The organism is Mesorhizobium sp. L48C026A00 (assembly GCF_000502375.1).
GTDB classification, from domain to species: domain Bacteria; phylum Pseudomonadota; class Alphaproteobacteria; order Rhizobiales; family Rhizobiaceae; genus Mesorhizobium; species Mesorhizobium muleiense.
The window spans coordinates 56845-72547 of sequence record NZ_AYWU01000034.1 but is presented as its reverse complement, the minus strand read 5'-3'; the positions used below and the strand labels follow the sequence as shown (position 1 = coordinate 72547).

At 60.0% G+C, this 15703-nt stretch carries 20 protein-coding genes and 1 pseudogene; 11 read left to right on the top strand and 10 right to left on the bottom strand.

The features are described 5' to 3' along the window. Positions 1-8 precede the first annotated feature (8 nt). The 5 genes from X738_RS75475 to X738_RS87730 form a co-directional block, all read right to left on the bottom strand. Complete coding sequence (locus X738_RS75475; protein WP_031256651.1) at positions 9-665, bottom strand: methionine ABC transporter permease; 657 nt, start codon at positions 663-665, stop codon at positions 9-11. Then, the gene (locus X738_RS75470) at positions 646-1734 is read right to left on the bottom strand and encodes a methionine ABC transporter ATP-binding protein (RefSeq protein WP_031256649.1); all 1089 of its coding nucleotides are present in this window, start codon (positions 1732-1734) and stop codon (positions 646-648) included. The genes X738_RS75475 and X738_RS75470 overlap by 20 nt, the downstream gene beginning before the upstream one ends. Positions 1735-1853: 119 nt before the next feature. Beyond that, entirely contained in the window at positions 1854-2708 is an 855-nt protein-coding gene (locus X738_RS75465; RefSeq protein ID WP_023803073.1) for a MetQ/NlpA family lipoprotein, read from the bottom strand. Between the two features lie 424 nt (positions 2709-3132). Further along, positions 3133-3285: a hypothetical protein gene (locus X738_RS87735; protein WP_245277830.1), complete on the bottom strand. Its 153-nt coding sequence runs from the start codon at positions 3283-3285 to the stop codon at positions 3133-3135. Further along, the gene (locus X738_RS87730) at positions 3285-3680 is read right to left on the bottom strand and encodes a sulfurtransferase (RefSeq protein ID WP_245277827.1); all 396 of its coding nucleotides are present in this window, start codon (positions 3678-3680) and stop codon (positions 3285-3287) included. Before X738_RS87730 ends, X738_RS87735 begins: the two co-directional genes overlap by 1 nt. 981 nt (positions 3681-4661) lie before the next feature. On the opposite strand from X738_RS87730, the gene X738_RS75455 reads away from it, so the two are divergent. After that, positions 4662-5438 carry a sulfite exporter TauE/SafE family protein gene (locus X738_RS75455; protein ID WP_023803071.1) on the top strand — a complete coding sequence of 259 codons (777 nt, stop codon included), beginning with the start codon at positions 4662-4664 and terminating at the stop codon, positions 5436-5438. Between the two features lie 610 nt (positions 5439-6048). On the opposite strand, the gene X738_RS75450 is transcribed toward X738_RS75455, so the two are convergent. Continuing rightward, positions 6049-6924 carry a LysR family transcriptional regulator gene (locus X738_RS75450; protein ID WP_051407962.1) on the bottom strand — a complete coding sequence of 292 codons (876 nt, stop codon included), beginning with the start codon at positions 6922-6924 and terminating at the stop codon, positions 6049-6051. 145 nt (positions 6925-7069) lie between these two features. Here X738_RS75450 and X738_RS75445 point away from each other — a divergent pair, with 145 nt between their 5' ends. The 4 genes from X738_RS75445 to X738_RS87715 all read left to right on the top strand — a co-directional run bounded on the left by X738_RS75445 (position 7070) and on the right by X738_RS87715 (position 9314). Continuing rightward, complete coding sequence (locus tag X738_RS75445) at positions 7070-7981, top strand: DMT family transporter (protein ID WP_023803068.1); 912 nt, start codon at positions 7070-7072, stop codon at positions 7979-7981. Positions 7982-8110: 129 nt separating this feature from the next. Next, positions 8111-8563 carry an MFS transporter gene (locus X738_RS87725; protein ID WP_023803067.1) on the top strand — a complete coding sequence of 151 codons (453 nt, stop codon included), beginning with the start codon at positions 8111-8113 and terminating at the stop codon, positions 8561-8563. Between the two features lie 50 nt (positions 8564-8613). Further along, positions 8614-9126, top strand: coding sequence for a hypothetical protein (locus tag X738_RS87720; protein ID WP_023803066.1), 513 nt, complete (start codon positions 8614-8616; stop codon positions 9124-9126). Then, the gene (locus X738_RS87715; RefSeq protein ID WP_023803065.1) at positions 9123-9314 is read left to right on the top strand and encodes a hypothetical protein; all 192 of its coding nucleotides are present in this window, start codon (positions 9123-9125) and stop codon (positions 9312-9314) included. The genes X738_RS87720 and X738_RS87715 overlap by 4 nt, the downstream gene beginning before the upstream one ends. A gap of 74 nt (positions 9315-9388) precedes the next feature. On the opposite strand, the pseudogene X738_RS89375 reads toward X738_RS87715, so the two are convergent. The 3 genes and pseudogenes from X738_RS89375 to X738_RS89370 all read right to left on the bottom strand — a co-directional run. After that, a pseudogene (locus X738_RS89375) lies at positions 9389-9502 on the bottom strand (IS110 family transposase); the annotation flags it as partial. A gap of 361 nt (positions 9503-9863) precedes the next feature. After that, positions 9864-10376, bottom strand: coding sequence for a Tn3 family transposase (locus X738_RS88840; protein WP_441295561.1), 513 nt, complete (start codon positions 10374-10376; stop codon positions 9864-9866). Next, positions 10373-10591 (bottom strand): Tn3 family transposase, encoded by a 219-nt coding sequence (locus X738_RS89370; protein WP_023803063.1) that lies wholly within the window; start codon positions 10589-10591, stop codon positions 10373-10375. The genes X738_RS88840 and X738_RS89370 overlap by 4 nt, the downstream gene beginning before the upstream one ends. 416 nt (positions 10592-11007) lie before the next feature. Between X738_RS89370 and X738_RS89365 the strand changes: the two genes are divergently transcribed. Further along, positions 11008-11541 (top strand): hypothetical protein, encoded by a 534-nt coding sequence (locus X738_RS89365; protein WP_373420489.1) that lies wholly within the window; start codon positions 11008-11010, stop codon positions 11539-11541. On the opposite strand, the gene X738_RS88815 is transcribed toward X738_RS89365, so the two are convergent. After that, the gene (locus X738_RS88815) at positions 11520-12008 is read right to left on the bottom strand and encodes a DUF4158 domain-containing protein (protein WP_306454994.1); all 489 of its coding nucleotides are present in this window, start codon (positions 12006-12008) and stop codon (positions 11520-11522) included. The genes X738_RS89365 and X738_RS88815 overlap by 22 nt on opposite strands. An 82-nt stretch (positions 12009-12090) precedes the next feature. On the opposite strand from X738_RS88815, the gene X738_RS75415 reads away from it, so the two are divergent. From X738_RS75415 to X738_RS75405, 5 genes are all read left to right on the top strand, one after another. Continuing rightward, complete coding sequence (locus tag X738_RS75415) at positions 12091-12666, top strand: recombinase family protein (protein ID WP_023803060.1); 576 nt, start codon at positions 12091-12093, stop codon at positions 12664-12666. A gap of 137 nt (positions 12667-12803) precedes the next feature. After that, positions 12804-13526 carry a helix-turn-helix transcriptional regulator gene (locus X738_RS75410; protein ID WP_023803059.1) on the top strand — a complete coding sequence of 241 codons (723 nt, stop codon included), beginning with the start codon at positions 12804-12806 and terminating at the stop codon, positions 13524-13526. Positions 13527-13607: 81 nt separating this feature from the next. Then, entirely contained in the window at positions 13608-14318 is a 711-nt protein-coding gene (locus X738_RS83620) for an acyl-homoserine-lactone synthase (RefSeq protein ID WP_084833921.1), read from the top strand. Beyond that, positions 14308-14604 (top strand): transcriptional repressor, encoded by a 297-nt coding sequence (locus X738_RS89360; RefSeq protein WP_156942718.1) that lies wholly within the window; start codon positions 14308-14310, stop codon positions 14602-14604. Before X738_RS83620 ends, X738_RS89360 begins: the two co-directional genes overlap by 11 nt. Positions 14605-14890: 286 nt before the next feature. Next, the gene (locus X738_RS75405; protein WP_023803057.1) at positions 14891-15700 is read left to right on the top strand and encodes a hypothetical protein; all 810 of its coding nucleotides are present in this window, start codon (positions 14891-14893) and stop codon (positions 15698-15700) included. Positions 15701-15703: the final 3 nt, after the last annotated feature.

The window sequence follows — 15703 nt, the reverse complement described above, 5'->3', positions numbered from 1 at the left end:
GATCCAGATCATACCCGGTGGTCGAGCCGGGCGACGAGCCTATCGCCTATCCACTGGATGCCGCAGACGAGGATGATCAGCACGATCACCACCGCGACCATGACAGCGGTCTCGAAGCGCTGGTATCCGTAGCGGATGGCGAGATCGCCCAGCCCGCCGGCGCCGATCGCGCCCGCCATGGCCGAAGCCCCCACAAGCGTCACCAGCGTCACGGTGAAGCCCGCCACGATGCCGGGCAGCGCTTCGGGCACCAGCACCTCGCATATGATCGTCCAGCGGTTGCCGCCCATGGCGCGCGCCGCCTCTATCAGCCCGTGATCTACTTCGCGCAGCGATACTTCCGCGATGCGGGCGTAGTAGGGCGTTGCGGCAATCGACAGCGGCACGATCGCCGCCCAGGTGCCGATCGAGGTGCCCACGACCAGCCGCGTCACCGGGATCAGCGCAACCAACAGGATAATGAAGGGGACCGACCGGAAGCCGTTGATCACGGCGCCGAGGACGCGATTCACCCAAAGTTGCTCGGCGATGCCGCCACGATCGGTGGCGACGAGCGCCAGCCCAAGCGGCAAGCCGGCCACCAGCGAGATGAAGCCGGAGGCGGCAGTCATCAGCACTGTTTCCCAGAGCGAGCGGAAAAGCAGTTCAATCATTACTGGCGACATAGCCAAGCACCTCCACACGGGCACCGTGGCCCGCCAGAAAATCGGTCACGCGCGCCACATGGTCTGCACCGGTGGGGACGCGGAGGAACAGGCTACCCACCGGCTGCCTCTGGATATGGTCGATGCCGCCATGGACGAGGCGGAACGAGCCCGGGATACTTGCGGCGAGATCGGAAAGGAGAGGGCGGCGCGCAGCCTCTCCCGCGACATCGATCCTGAGGATCGCTTCCTTGCCGGCCGAGGGCGAGAGCCTGGCGGCGATCTCGTCGGGCAATTGCGGGCGGATGCCGCCGAGAAGGCTTTGTGTGATGGGCGAATGGGGATCGGCGAAGACCGACCAGACAGGACCTTCCTCGACAATGCGGCCGGCATCAATCACCGCCACCCGGTCTGCGATGGAGCGGATCACCTCCATTTCGTGCGTGATGAGCAGAATGGTCAGGCCGAGTCGCCGGTTGATGTCCTTCAGCAGCGCCAGGATGGAGCGCGTGGTCTCCGGGTCGAGCGCGGACGTCGCTTCGTCGGAAAGCAGCAGCGCCGGGCGGGCCGCCAGCGCCCGGGCAATGCCGACGCGCTGCTTTTGTCCGCCCGAAAGCGAGGCGGGATAGGCCTTTGCCTTTTCGGAAAGCCCGACCAGATCGAGAAGCTCGGCCGCCCGTGCGAGGCGTTCTACTTTCGGGCGACCTTCGATCTTGAGCGGCAGCGCGACATTGTCCTCGACGGTCTTGGCCGAAAGCAGGTTGAAGTGCTGGAAGATCATGCCGATGCGCCGGCGCAGCGGCTGCAGTTCGCGTTCGCCGAGCCGGGCAATGTCGCGTCCTTCGACGAAAATCTGCCCGGAATCGGGACGCTCCAGACCATTAAGGCAGCGGATCAACGTCGACTTGCCGGCGCCGCTGCGGCCGATGATGCCGAGGATCTCGCCCTTGCGAACGGTGAGCGAGACCCCGTCCAGAGCGGGAGTCGTGCCGAATCGGCGCTTCAGGTCTATCAAGCGCAGAACGTCTTCGGGCATACCCGGGTCGACGTGGGGAGTATGTTGCGCGTCTGCAGAGAAATGCTGGTTCAAAATGGTTTCCTTCGGGTGTCCAGGCGGCGTATTGCAGGACATACAGCGTGGCGGCCCGCGTCGAAGGCGCGGGCCGCCTGCCTCTTTTCACATAGCCAACCGGAGTGGCGGGCCGCAGGTCAGTAGGCGCTGAGTCCGGTACCCTTGTAGACTCGTTCGAATTCGACCTTCACCGTATCGTTCTGATAAGACTCAACCAGCGTCTTCACCCACGGCTCGTTCTCGGTGCCGGCCTTTACCGCGATGAAGTTGCGATAGGGATTGTCGGCGATCGGCTCCTGGGCGATGCGGTTTTCCGGTGTCAGGCCGCTCTTCAGTGCCCAGTCGGTGTTCACCACCGCAGCGTCGAGGTCATCGATGGAACGGCCGACGATGCCGGCGTCCAACTCCTTGATTTCTATGTTCTTCGGATTCTCGGCGATGTCGGCGGTCGTCGCCAGAATACCGGTACCGTCCTTCAGCTTGATAAGCCCTTCGTTTTGCAGAAGACGCAGCGCACGGCCCTCGTTCGACGGGTCGTTTGGCACGCCTATCACGGCGCCTACCGTCAAGTCGGCGACCTTCGCGTATTTCTTGGAGTAGAGCCCGATCGGCCATACGCCGGTGTAGCCGACCGGCACGATGTGATAGCCTTGCGTCTTGATCTGGTTATCGAGATAAGGCTCGTGCTGGAATGCATTGGCGTCGATCTCGCCGCGCTCCAGCGCCTCGTTGGGCTGGGTGTAGTCGTTGAAGACGACGGTCTTGATGGTCAGGCCGCGCTTGTCGGCCTCCTGTGTGACCACCCGCCAGACATCCTCGTCTTCGCCGCTGATGATCCCGACCTTGATCGCCTTCTTGTCCTGCGCGAACGCCGGCGCCGGCGCAGCGATGCCAACGAGCGCGATTGCCGAAGCGATGAATGCGGCAAGGCCGGCGCGCCTCGTAATCGCCTTGGCAAGAAGACGATGCGGCGGTTTTGTAAGCTCAGTCATGATGTTTTCCTTGAAATCAGCCAGTTGAGGTGAAGGGATGGCAACGCACGGTGCGCAACCTCACCAGCATCCTCCAGGATAGCTGCCGTCTCAGCAAAGTACTAGGTTGCCGTAACAGTGCGAAGCCGGGAATATCGTCTCAAAAATTTCGCTGTCGGTGGCAGAATAGACCTCGTCTTCGCAATTGCGAGAAGGTCCTTAGGTCGTCCATGGCTGGTCGTGATCGCCAGGCCCGACGTCCGCAGCGTTGTCAAAGTCGGGTATCCACTCGTGCGAACGAGCTTGGCCGCTTCTCGACTTGCTCTTCGGCGGTCCGGGGCGGCGTGAAGTCAGTAGCGCCGATGCCGCGTCGGCGGGAGATCAGGAGAGAACTCGCATCGTCGATTGCCTGAGAAGCCGACGACGGTGGGGTTTGTCATGGCGGTCACCGGGTTTGCGGGTTCAGTACGACCGGGCAGCTCTCGTCCTTCGCCCAGTCGGCGAAGCTCAGATAGTAGGCGCGGACGCCGTCATATCCTGCCCGGACCGCGGCGACGGCCGCGAGTGCCGCGCGGCCACCACCGTCGCAATGGGTGATCAGGTGATCGCCGGCTCGGAATCCGGCGACGGACAGCGTAGATCGCCGGCTGGCTTCAGGCGGTCATCGTCGAGCAGGCTCGCATGTGGAAGCGACCGCGCGCCGGGCAAATGGCCGCCCCGTGCGTTGCGTCGCAGGTCCATGCCGGCAAACACGTCCGCGGTCCGAGCGTCGAGAAGTTGGACGCCGTCCAGGTCGGCCTTCAGCGTCTGCCGGTCAACCAACCCGACCGATTCCGCTCCCGGTCGAGCCTGGAATGTCGTCGAACCTGAAAGTCCACTTGCCTGCGCAAGCGGTTTCCTCTGCCCGCGGATGGCAGGCCATCCCCCATTCACGATGAGCGCCTCCGCGCCGAAATACTGCAGGATGAACCAGACGCGTGCGGCCTCCGTCATGCGCCCGTCGTCATAGATCACTGCGGGCAGCAGGCCGCCGACGCCGAGATCGGCAATCTCTGTTCCCAGTAGGTGACGTTCTCGAAGGAGGTCTCGCCCGACTTCGCGGCGGCCTCCCATGCTTTGATCGGCACCCGGATGCCCCTCACCGGTTATCGGCCTCGAATGCCGCGGGTTTGCGCACGTCGAGCAGACGAAACTGGCCAAGGGATGGCAGTGCGGCGGGCTCGATTATGGGCTCCTGTGGCATGAGTTCCCTAGGACAACGCGAGGCGCGACATCGAATTGCACCGCAACTGCATTGCCGTGGGCAGCATTGGATCTCGCTAGACATCGGCCTTCGTCCCCTCGAAGCACGTGAAGCTAAATCCTTCGAAGGGCTCCCGATACGTCAGACGCTCGTCACGGAGAACGCTGATCGCGAGCTCCTCTCCGAGCGCCAGCGATGCCGAGAAATCGGAACGCCAGTGGATGCCGGCCCAGTCACGACCAACGCCGTAGTTCCAGGCGAGCTTGTTGAGCTCGCCGCCTACCGTGAGCGGCTCTCCCTGGTGGGGGTGAGTTTCGTCGGGTCATTCGGATCAGTCTGAACCGGGTTCGGAATGACGGCGTCCTCGTCATAAAGCGCCTTGAGGACTGTCACGTTGGACGCGGCGATCTGGGCCGCTCCGCCAGGGTAGCGCTGGTTGTGGCGAAAGTCGGGTCTCAGGAGAGAAATCGATGCCGGGAGGACCGCATTGGGTTCAGTGAGTAGCCGAATCTGACCGGCTCATGAAGCGAGCGGTCTTCCTTAACTGCCACCCTGATCGCCGTGTTCGGCGGGCGATACGCGCAAAATGCCGATCAACGAGCGGTGGCAGAGAAGCTCGCGCAGGTCGCGTTGTTTAGGGCCACGGCGCTTGCAGCGCTGCCAGGCAGCAATGTAGGTGTAGCGCCATGGCCGGCGATTAGTTTGCGCCCGTCGGGACCGGAAAGCCATTCATGACAGATTTTTTCCTCTTCGCCATCGTCGGTTTCCTCGCGCAGGCGGTGGACGGCGCGCTCGGCATGGCCTACGGCGTAATTTCGTCAACGACGCTGCTGGCCTTTGGGGTCTCGCCGGCGCATGCTTCAGCCGCCGTTCATGCCGCGGAACTCTTCACCACCGCCGCCTCCGGTTCCTCGCATCTCTACCACCGCAACGTCGACTGGCGGCTGTTTTGGCGTCTAGCTCCATTCGGCATTCTCGGCGGCTGCCTCGGCGCTTACGTGCTGACCTCGTTCGATGGCGACATGATCAAGCCATTCGTCACCGGCTATCTCGGTCTGGTCGGCGTTTGGCTGGTAATCCGGTCGTTTTGGAAAATCCCGTCACGCCCGGTGCCTGGCCGTTTTGTAGCGCCGCTCGGCGCGGCCGGCGGTTTTCTCGACGCGGCGGGCGGCGGCGGCTGGGGGCCGATCGTCACCACCGGACTGCTCGGCGCCGGCGGGGCGCCGCGCTACGTGATCGGCACGGTCAATGCGAGCGAGTTTCTGATAACGCTTGCTGTTTCCTTGAGCTTCCTGCTGGCGCTGTTAACCGGCCGGTGGGACGTCATTGGCGGCGCAACCTCCAGCCTGGCGTCCATTCTCGGGCTGATCGTTGGCGGTTTGTTCGCGGCTCCGCTTGCCGGGCTGATGGTGAAACGGCTCAACGAGCGCGTGCTGCTGCGGAGTGTCGGTCTGCTGATCTTCGCACAGGCAGGTTATCAGACGGCGCAGATGATCAGTGCGTTTTGATGCTGAGCGGTATTCGACGCTGCATGTCTGCAACACAGATTGGGCAATGCACCATGACCGGCTACGAGAAATTTTCTGACTACGGCGGGCCTCGCGTAACGCGCTGGACGCTGCCGATATGGATCGCGGCCGTATTAGCCGCCGCGGCGACCATCCACTGGATTTTCTGAAGAGATGTGAACCGGCGGAGTTTCATGCTGCAAAAGGAGGGATGGGTCCTCCGCCGGTTCAGCGGAATCCGGGGGAACAGAGTTGCCAGCGCGGTCTAACACAATACTGCTTCGATCGTTCCGGAGGTCGAATGGCTGCATGAGCTAATTTAAAGTTCGAGGGTTATCGCACACAGATCCATATCGCCGGAAAGAAGGGCGGCATATTCACTCGCCGTGGACATGACTGGACCAGAAGCGCCACTCTTGACCTGACCGGCAAAGGTCCGCATTGGCGTCATGACCCGGTTCCGGTGAATGTCGGCTCACATGACGATGCTGAGGTCAAGAGAGAAATGTTAGGGCGGCATCGTGTTCTCCCGATTGCCCGTAATTGGGAATTTTGCGACAGATAGTCCGCTTTGTGAAGCAAGGCGGCCGTCAGACTCGGGAAGTTCCGGCTATCGCCCAACGGCAAACGCTGAAAAGTCGAAGGTATTCACATAATCGCGGAATGCGGCCTGCGCCTTGGACTGGTTCTTCAGGTTGGGAAAGATCAGCATCATTTCATAGGGTGGAATTTCCCAGCCAGGCAGCAATTCCATGAGGCGGCCGACCGCGACGGCCGGCTGGCATACATAAGCGGGAAGGAGTGCGACACCGCCGCCCGCGATGCAGGATTGCAGCAGAAACCCCATGGAATCCGAGGTCGCAGCCGGCGGCGGTCGCAGGACAATCGGTGTGTCGTCTGACGAGAACACCCATTCGGGCTGTGCATCATGCATCAGGCAGCGGCGGTACAGGAGATCGGTCGGTTCCCGAAGAGGACTGCCAGCCGCCAGATAGGCTGGGGCGGCGACGAGAACCCGTTTGATCGATGAGACACGCCGCACGATCAGGTCCTGACCTGTGGTCGTGCCAACGCGAAAGGCGAAATCAACCCGCTCGCGGATGATGTCGAGGTGCCGGTTTGTGGCGATCAGCTCGACCGCGATCCGGGGAAACTGCGTCGTAAATCCGTGTAGGAAGGCAGGCATGAAATAGGTGGCTGTTACCTCTGGGCAGGTGATCTTCAGCGTTCCGACAGGCTGTTCCTTCAGATTGGCCATCGCCACGTTCGCGGCCGAGACCTCTGCGCGAACGCGGCGGCAGTATTCGAGATAGACTTGGCCGCTGCCGGTGAGGCTTACGTGCCGGGTGGAACGATTGAGGAGCCGCAGTCCCAGACGTGCCTCAAGCTGGGCGATGCGCTGGCTGACGGTAGATTTGGGAATCCCGATCCGCCCCCCGGCACGGGTAAAGCTGCCCGTTTCGGCGACTTCGGCCAAAAGGATCATGTCGTTCACGCTGTCCAAAGCCCCGCATCCCCTTTCGTGTCGTTGCTCATTGTACAATATCACGGACAAAATTTCCATATAATCGGAATTGTTGGAACGTTCTCGGCTCGCTAGCCTCGGCTGGCGAAGAAAGGGAGCGCGAAAAATGTCGATCAGTCAGATAGCGCCCAAGGCGGACAGGGTGGGCATCCCCGTTGCGGCGATGGTTTTCACGGACCTGACGCTTTCGTTCGCGGATGCGATCATCAAGGTCACTATCTCGGACATGCCGCTGTCGCAGTTCGTTTTCCTGCGGTCCTGCGTCACGCTGCCCTTGTTGATCTCGATCCTGAAATGGCGCTTTCCGCAGGTATCGTTGCGCCCAGCCTATCCTGGCTGGGCCATCGTGCGAAGCAGCCTGCTTCTGTCGAGCCTGCTGATCTATTACTCTTCGCTACCGCGGCTCGATTTCTCGATGGCGGCGGCGGTCTACTACACGATCCCGCTGTTCATTACCCTCTTTGCGGCCTTCTGGATCAGGGAACCAGTCGGGGCGCAAGGTTGGGTCGGGGTCGCCCTCGGCTTCGTCGGTGTGCTGCTCATGCTGAAGCCGCAGGCCGGTGATGGTAGCATCCATGCCGTGATGCCGCTGGTTTCCGCGATCCTCTACGCTCTGGCGATGGTGCTGACGCGTACCAAGAGCCGCGGCGAAAACCCCTTCGTTCTGGCGCTGATCTTCAACCTGATAGCGATCGTTCTCGCGGGCGGCGCGAGCCTGGCGACCGTGACGGCCGGGAGCGAGGGCGGGCAAAGCCTGTTCATCGGCGAGTGGATTCCAATGGGCTGGACCCAATGGGCGTTGATCGGGTTTTTGAGCATGACGATGCTGATCGGCAGCATTGGCACGGCCATCGCCTACCAGTGGGGACCATCGTCGATCATCTCGACCTGGGACTTCTCCTACCTGGCCTTCGCAGTGCTATGGGGCGTCGTGCTGTTTTCGGAACGTCTGGATGCGGCTTCCATGCTCGGTATCGTTCTCATTGCACTGGCTGGGATTATCGTCATCCGGCCTTAGCGGCGATATATTGGAGCACCGAGCCGGATGATGGCTTCGGGCTCTTTGCACGCTGCAATAGTCTGCGATTCAATTTGTGCAATCGGGGCTTTTGCGACATTAGGCATCAGGAGATGACAATGATCTCCTTTGAGACAGGTTGAGCGTTACGATTTGGAAAGACCCCTGTTCATAGCTTTTTCATCGGCTTCTTTCTTTATCGTTGGCGTCGGAATTGTCCTGCCCGCATGGGTGGCTTTTCATATTGGCGGCTCGGGTTTGGTTGGCCTCGTGTTGCTGTCGTCCAGCGTGGGGGGTCTGGTGCTCGCGCCGGTCGCCGGCCATCTGGTCGATCGTCATGATCGAACACAGATCACAGTCAGCGGGCAGATCATCCGTGCCCTAGGGCTAGCTCTTCTCGCTCTTATCGGGTTTGTCGCAGAACCTCTATCGCCCGCCGTTCTCATAGTTTCCGGCATATCGGGAGCCTTTGGATTCGCACTCCTATCGGGATCACTAAGCGGCATTTTACAAGCGATCGTTCCAGAAGTGCAGCGCATGGGGCTCGCTATGCGATTTCCCTTTTCAATCAGCTTGGTATAGCGATCGGGACGGGTGCTGCCGGGCTTGCCATCGACAGACTCGGCAGCACCATGTCCGCACTGATTTTCGCAGCGGCGGCCCTGGCATGCCTTCCAGCACTGAAGGTAATCATGGCGCAGGCCCTTGATATTAGAGCGCCGCAGCGGCTAAGCCTGCTACCTGCTTCACGGCAGGCTTTCAACTATCTGCTCACCAACCCTCAAGCTCTTTCGGCGGCGGTAACTGTCGGGCTAGCATTTGCCGTGATTCAAATTACCAACCTGCTGCTGCCGGGCTTTGTGATCCGCTTCCTTGGTGGTGACAGCAGCCTGTTTGGCTTGCTCGAAATGGCTGCTGCCATCGCTGGCATGGTCGCATTGGCTGTGGTTGGACTCCCGTCTATAGCGGAACGTCTGCAAGGTCTTACACCTCTAATTCTTGCAGCCGCTGGCATATCTCTAGTTTTGTTCTCCCTCATGTCGAATCCGACTATCGCGGTTCTTCTGTATTGTGTGGCGGGAATGCTCTGGAACGTGTCGCGGGCGGCGGCTAACGGCCACCTTTTGTGGGGAATCCGAGCATGATTGGCCGCGTGCAGGCATTCACGGCTCTTCTCACCAGCGGATTCGGGCTTGCGATATACCTCCTGCCGACAATCGTGCCGGGGGCGTCCGAGGCAACCCTCTACATGGCATGTGGCGTGATCATTGTGATCTGCGTCGGCGGGCTACTATTTTGGACCAAAGATCAGGAACAGTCGCAGAAATCCTGACTTTCCGGCCCGGGCTGCGCCAACCTGAAATTGCTCAGCAATTCTCGTCGCAAATGTCAGGCGCAAAAGTCCGGCGATTGAAGGAGACTTTTGCGACAGTCCCGTAGCCATGTCACATCTCTGGCAATGCCGTGAACCTGAAAAACGGACTTGGCCAGATCAAGCCCGACTGTGGTAATCTTCTCCATGGAGCGGTCCTTCTTCTTTGGGGCGTTTCGCACGACCACGTTAGGCACTTGCCGTTCGAGAAGGGCCGTTCCACCTCATCAGCTTCGGGCCGATCAGGCCTATCGCGATATGGACGCTATTTCGGCGCCAGGGTGCATCCCGGCAGTATACGGTTGTCGCGGCGAAGAGAGCCTTGGCCACCTTGTCGTCACGCCTGCGATCATGCGCTGTGCGAGAGCTGCAGGGCGCTGCTCTCACGATTGTGCAGAACCTGATGGCACGAGGACTGCCGCACATACAGGGGTCATTACAAGAGTAGTGCGTAAGCGTCCGGAATCCGTGAACGAAATAAGAATTCTCTGATTGACGACTACCGTCTGATCAAGCAGCCAGGAATGTCTGTCGCGGCACGCGAAGGGGTCGAAAATCTCCGGCGGGCGGTCGCGCATTGCCGCTCCAGTCGTAAGTGCCGATCAGGTTGATATGCTCCCAAATCTGCGGGGAGACATGGCGCAGCAGTTCATCCGGAAGGTCGTGCCCGTCAGCGCGCAGGTGATTGGTGACGCGAGACAGATAGACCGTATTCCACAGAATGATGGCGCTCACCACCAGATTGAGGGCGGAGGCGCGGTAGGCCTGGCTTTCGAAGGAACCGTCGCGGACTTCGCCGCGCTCGTGGAAGAACACCGCCCGGGTGAGCTTGTTGCCGGCCTCGCCTTTGTTGGTTAGCGCCACCGGTGTCGACATAGTGCTCCTCGATCTCAAGCCGGCTTTCATGGCCGTACAATCCATCCAGGACATAGGCCGCCTCGTTTTCGGTTGCACCGATCGGCAGGATGTAGAAATGGCCGTGCTGATCGTAGATCCAAGTATAGAACTTTGAGCCGGGGTCACCGCCGTTTGACGTCGGCTCTCCGGGCACCTTGCCCGGCGGCTCGGAAGAACTGGCCGTCCGAGGAAGATGCCGTCCCAGCGCCCCAGATCTGGGCATAGGGATGGGCCAGTTGCGCGTCGATGATGCGGGCGACGCCGGTCTTGAAGGTTCGGAGATGAAACAGCCGTGCCCAAGCAATCTGGCGAGCGCTGACGCCATCGGAAGCCTCGGCCATACGCTTTGCGTGAGATTGGTGGCGTCAGCGAGAATTCCCGCATAAAGCGCCGTCAGGCTGCGCACCGGTTCGCCGGTGTGCAGATGAGAAAAGCTATTTGAAAACCCGGTCCAGGCATCGACCTCGGCGATCAGGTCTGTGATTTCAACGAGCGGCATGCGGTCGAGACACTGCCATTTCACTGCTTCGGCCACCTTGGGCACGGTCGAGCGTTCCGCTGCATCCAGCAGCGGATCCGGATCGGCAGTTTCGGCCATGGCCTCGACGTCTATCTTGGCCCGCAGCAGTTGATGCCATCCGATCTTGCGATCAAGGAGGTCGATGGCGTCCTCACCCGCGTCATGGGCCTCGGTGAGCGCCCCCAGCGTGTCTCGAAACAGGCTCAGCAGTCGCGCTGTGTCCTTGCGGGCATCGAGATGGCGCCGATCTCGGCGCGCCCTGGAACGCGTGAACAGGCGTGCGACCAATCAGCAGAACATCGTGATGGCGGCGTCGGTCAGTCGGCCATCAAGTTCGATGAACTGGGCTGCGATCGTCGCGCGCCGTCGTCCGGCGTTGAAATCGCTTGCCAGCCAGCTCGGGGTGACATTGCCCTCACGTACCTGCGCGCAACGAACGGGATGAACGCGAGCCCGGCAGTGTGGATCGAGGCCAAGATCGCGGACGAAACGCAGCCGGTCGATCAAGGCGACCAGGTTCTTTTCGCTCGGTGCTTCCGGCAGCACGCCCAGGCGAACCGGGTCATTCCGACAGTAGGGTCGACGGTGAGAAAATCGTCAATTGCCGCTAACCGCTCGGCCGACAGGCCGTCCAGAAGCGCGGCCTCCATGCGCCGGCGCGCGATGGCGCGAGCGGCGCGGCCAAGACGGTCGAGTGTATCGGCCGCCGGCAGCAGGACACGGCGCTCGCGCAACGCTGAAATCATCGCCTATGCGATCGGCAGGCCGTGATCAGTCGCATCGGCCGCCGCGATTGCTGCGATCAGCGCCGTGCGGAGGTCATGTTTGTCCGCCTGTCGCAGACCGAGATGCCGTAGCGCCTCGAGTGCATGCTCGCGGCGGTTCTGTTCCCTGCGACCGTATTCGACCAGTGCCGCCGATGCGACATCGATCTGCTCGGCGACGAATTCAACCAAGGCCGGCGGCAAGATTTCGGCGTGCCGCCAGCTTCGGCCAAGGTGACGCATGAGGCAGAGCTGGACTGCCAGGCCGAGCTGATTATGCGCCGCGGTCTTGGCCTGGATGAGGTCGAGCTCCGACTGACTGAGAGTGTAGTGGCGGATCAGAGTCTCCTCGTCCTCCGGCGCGCCGAGCAGTGCGCTCCACCGGTCGGCTTTGAGCAGGGTCGCTGCGCCATCCATATCCTCCACTGGATCAGCCCCAGAGTAGTAGGGGTGGCCGTGGCGCTGTCCGTCCACAGAAAATATCCGCAAATGTCCCTTTGACAACGGAAAGACGGACAGAAAGATTGCTGGACGGCAAACCGGACAAGACTTACTTGTGCCTGCCATCGGATATGCGCGCGTCTCGACTGATGCGCAGGACCTGACCTTGCAGCGCGATGCATTGACCAAGGCAGGGTGCGAAAAGATATTCGAGGACATCGCATCGGGCGCCAAGGCCGAACGGCCCGGGTTGACGGAAGCTTTAGCCTACCTCCGTGAGGGCGACGTGCTGGTTGTGTGGAAATTTGATCGGCTCGGGCGGTCCCTGCCACATCTCATCGAAACAGTCGAAGGCCTTCAGGCCCGCAATGTCGCATTACGCTCATTGACCGAGAATATCGACACCACGACACCGGGCGGCAAACTTATCTTCGCAGTGTTCGGGGCACTGGCCGCGTTCGAGCGCGATCTTATCCGGGAACGAACTGCGGCCGGCCTCAAAGCCGCCGCGACGCGCGGGCGGAAAGGTGGCCGCAAGCCGGTCGTCACTTCTGACAAGCTTGCACGTGCCAAATCCCTGATCGCCCAAGGCCTCACTGTGCGGGAAGCAGCCGCACGACTTAAGATAGGAAAGACCGCGCTCTACGCTGCTCTAATGCCGGAAAAGCGTAGTCGCCAGGAGGAGTTCTAGACGGCAAGATAATTGCCGGCCCGCGACCCTGCCGTGGAATTTTCAGCCTGGGTGGCCCCACTACATTTTTGCGCCACAGACATACGATAGGTGAGCTTTCGTGTTACGAGTCAGCAGTTCTTGGGGGCTGGGCTAACATGGGCTTGGAAACTGATACTTTTGATTTCATCGAGAGATGCCAGACGCATATGACGTCGAAGGTTGTGCTCGATGATCTCCTTTCTTGTGTAAGGAAATTCGGCTTTGAACATTTGATCTTGAGTGGTGTGCCGGTTGGGAACGAGGCACTGGAGCCACTGGTGGAGCTAAACGGTTGGCCCAAACCTTGGTTTGCGAGATATTCCAGCCAGACCTACGCCGGTGTGGATGCAGTGTGTCGACACTGCGCAGAGTCAACGCGCCCGTTTTTCTGGAGCGACGTTCCGGAACGACTGCGCAATTCCCCGAATTCAAAGCGTGTTGCCAAGGAGGCTGCGGACTTTGGACTCGTTAACGGCTATGTCATTCCGGCTAATTCTCGTGTCCATTGGCAGACGGTAGTTTCCCTTGCCTCACCTCTGCAGCACCTCGACCTCTCGAAGAGAGAGCTTGCCGCAATAACACTGATGTCGACGGTCGCGGTCAGTTCCGTCGAAGCGATCCGTAGTCCGCCGGAAAAAGAGAGACTGCTCAGCCGGCGCGAGAAGGAAGTATTGCTTTGGGCCGCGAGGGGAAGGACGGCCGAGGAGATCGCGAACATCCTGTCAGTATCGGTCACAACCGTACGCAAACACCTTCAAAATGCTCGCCAGACATTTGCCGTCTCCACCACCATGGGTGCCGTTGCAGTGGCTCTGCGTCGGCGTCAAATCGTACTGTAAGAACCCAGAAAATACTCAAATCTGATACCTGATTTGACGGAGCGTTTCTGACATCTTCCGCCAGAATATCGGGGGTGCAAGGTGATCGAAGCGCATGTAGTGACGCATCAGAACCGCTCGCTCTATGACGCAGAATGGGACTCCTATCTGCGCTGGCGTCACGAAATCTATGTTCATGAGAAAAAATGGCGGCCCGCAAGCCCGGAAGGCCGTGAGCTCGATCAATTCGACACACCGGATGCTACCTATATTCTTGGGTTTGAAGACGGCGAATTGGTTACAGCAGCGCGTCTGATCCCCACGGACAAACCGCATCTCGTTTCCGAGATCTTCCCGCATATGTGCGAAATCAAAGGTCTGCCAAACCGGCCAGACTGGGCAGAGTGGACACGAACTTTTGTAGTCCCAGATAGGCGGACTGCGGGCCGGCGTGGCATCCTCACCCAAATCTGTTGCGCCGTCATGGAGTTTTGTCTGGAAGAGGGACTCCAATATGCCGGAGGCATCCAAGAGACCTACTTTCTTCCTCAATGGGCAATGCTGAATTGGCGTGTGGCACCGCTCGGCTTGCCGCAGGAGGTTAGCGGAGAGTCATGCATCGTCGCTTACCTAGAGTGCAATGAATCTGCACTTGCCCAGGTGCGACGAGTTTTGGGAATCCGCCACTCCTTACTGATCCGGCGCGGCGAACAGTCGCGCTTCGTTGACCATACCTCTGTCTCGCCTGCTCGCTTTCTGCGGCGCAGGCCCTACGCTGGAATTCAAGACACAGGAGCGACCTATGGCAAATAGCGCCCAATGCCAGAACTGCACACGACGCGCCTGCCAAGACAAATATGCATTTCATTACCCAAACTCTCATGAGCGAATTGCCGAAGTAGTCTTTGCCAGTGGTGCCTGCCATTTCACCGCGAATGACATACACGGGAAATTGGAATCCAATCGCGCGAACATATCGCTTGAGGCTGTGAACGACACGCTGTTGTGCCTCACGAAAAGAGGAAAGCTCAGGCAGCTCCCGCAGTTTTCCTCCCAACCCTTTTACGACACAAACATCCGCGCATGTACATATCTATGACGAGCACTCGGGCGAGCTTGTGGACGTTCCCGATGATTTTTCGAATGCCATCATCAGACATCTTGCCGAAGCATTGGGCGATGCAGATGCCTTTGACCTGATCATTCACCGACGAAGACATCCTTGCTGACCGGACCCTTCGCTGCGGGCGCTATACAGTAACGACTAGTAGTCCGAAATCGAAAAGCGCGCGGCCAGCGCAATCTGCCGCACGATGAGAAAACTGCGTCCTAGCGCATTGTTCCATTCACCCCTTGGCGACAGAAAATCAGGAGTTTGACTGCACATGAACATCGTCCATCAGCAAAAAGGCTTCGCGACAGAACCGATGTGCTTTTCAAACGAGGTTTATCGACAGTTCGCCAATCGAGTGTCACGCACCCTGTATTCTGATCTTGGATATGCGCAGCGCGAGGCGGTGGAAGTATCCGGCCAGCTTGAGGCAATGCTAACTGAGAATGGCTCCGGGGCCTATCCAGATATTTACGATTTCCTAGCCGGCCGTGGTGTGCGCGATCGTTGGAACGGTGTCTTTTATCATTGCCGGTCGGCAGCAATGGCGCACTGGTTATTGCCGCATATCCGCGGCACGACGATCGATCTGCTATGCGGCAGCGGCAAACTTGGCGGTATCCTCTCGGAGATGGGGGTGCTCACCACCGTGACCGAGCGCGATCACGTTCGCGACAGCTACCCCTCGACCGAAGACAGCGTGACCTGGCTGGATCATGACACGCTGACAAGAGAGGCAGTGCCAAACAGCTACGATACCGTGCTTTTGATTACCGCTCTTCACCACGAAGCGGATTCGGAAGGGCTTCTGCAATTCGCCGTGAAGCTCGCATCCAAGCGGGTGATCATCGTCGAGAATTGCGTCGAGCCCGACCTGTCGAACGATCTGCACATTCTAGTCGACGATTTCTTCAACTACGGGCTGAACAAAACGCCGCTACCTTGCCCTGCGGCGCATCGCTCGGCCGATGAATGGAGCAAGATGCTCAACGGGCGCGGACGCGTGATCTTCACCGACCGACGCGACTCGATCCCAGGCATCCTCCTCAGCCATCACCTCCTGGTTGCTGAGGTCAGTCGCTGATGA